The sequence below is a fragment of the Proteiniclasticum sp. C24MP genome, assembly GCF_043951855.1.
Lineage (GTDB): Bacteria > Bacillota > Clostridia > Clostridiales > Clostridiaceae > Proteiniclasticum.
The window spans coordinates 1-1,100 of sequence record NZ_JBINJW010000065.1; the positions used below are offsets into that span (position 1 = coordinate 1).

Sequence of the window (1,100 nt, forward strand, 5' to 3'; positions counted from 1 at the left end):
TCCTCTCCACCAGCGCTCTGGAGATTCTTACCGATTACTGGAAAACTCATGGAAAACCACTTGGATGGCTCTTTCCCGGTAGAAATCCGGATTCCCACATCGTCAAGGATACCGGAAGCCGCTATATCCAGAAACATCTTGATCGTCTGAAGTGGAACCTTCCTGTCACGGCCCATACTTTCCGTCATGCCTTCGCCACGCACCTCTATGAGCAGGGTACGGATCTTGTGTCCATCAAGAATCATCTCGGTCACCGGTCCCTGAACAGTACCCTTATCTATGTTCATCTTGCCCGTCCGGGCATGGGGAAAGCCGTCAGCCCCTTCGATGTACGGTGAGCAGCATGAGCTATGCGATCCAGAACATCTTCTCTCAGGCCTATGACCAATACCGAGGCTCTACTTCGGTCCGTCCTGCGGCCCATAAAGCCGCAGTCTCCATCACTCGATGCAAGACGGCTCTTCTCGGAGGTAACTCCGCTGTCTGTCAGGACTGCGGCGCCGCCGAAGTGCACTACAATTCCTGCCGAAACAGGCACTGTCCCTGCTGTCAGGCCGTGAACAAGGAGAAATGGATTGATGCCCGGAAGACTGATGTCGTTGATGCACCATACTTTCATGCCGTCTTCACCGTCCCTGAGCAGCTCAACAGTCTCTTCCTTGCCAACAGGCGCCTTCTCTTCAGCCTGCTCTATGACAGCAGTGCTGCAACCCTGAAAGAGCTTGCCGGGGACAAGAGACATCTGGGTGCACAGATCGGGTTCATCAGCATCCTCCACACCTGGGGAAGCAACCTTTCCTTCCATCCTCACATTCATGCCATCGTCCTTGGCGGTGGCCTCAGCAGAGACCAGGAGTTCATCGCATCAAAGACCGGATTCCTCTTTCCGGTCAGAGCCGTCTCAAAACTCTTCCGCGGAAAATTTCTCCATGGACTGAAATCCCTCTACCAGAGTGGACAGCTGAGCCTCCCCTTTTCAGAGGCCATGCTCCGATATCCCTCCCAGTTCAATGATTTTCTCTCTGTCCTCTATGCCAAGGAATGGATTCCTCATCTCAAGGAAACCTTCAAAGGGGCTGCCAACGTCATTGAATATCTGG

General features: G+C 53.5%; 2 protein-coding genes. Both read left to right on the forward strand.

What is annotated here, in order from left to right; genetic code table 11:
- Nucleotides 1-23 precede the first annotated feature (23 nt).
- Nucleotides 24-338 carry a tyrosine-type recombinase/integrase gene (locus tag ACHAL6_RS15540; RefSeq protein ID WP_395271562.1) on the forward strand — a complete coding sequence of 105 codons (315 nt, stop codon included), beginning with the start codon at nucleotides 24-26 and terminating at the stop codon, nucleotides 336-338.
- A 5-nt stretch (nucleotides 339-343) separates the two neighbouring features.
- The coding region (locus ACHAL6_RS15545; RefSeq protein WP_395271561.1) for a transposase zinc-binding domain-containing protein at nucleotides 344-1,100 on the forward strand (757 nt) is incomplete at its 3' end.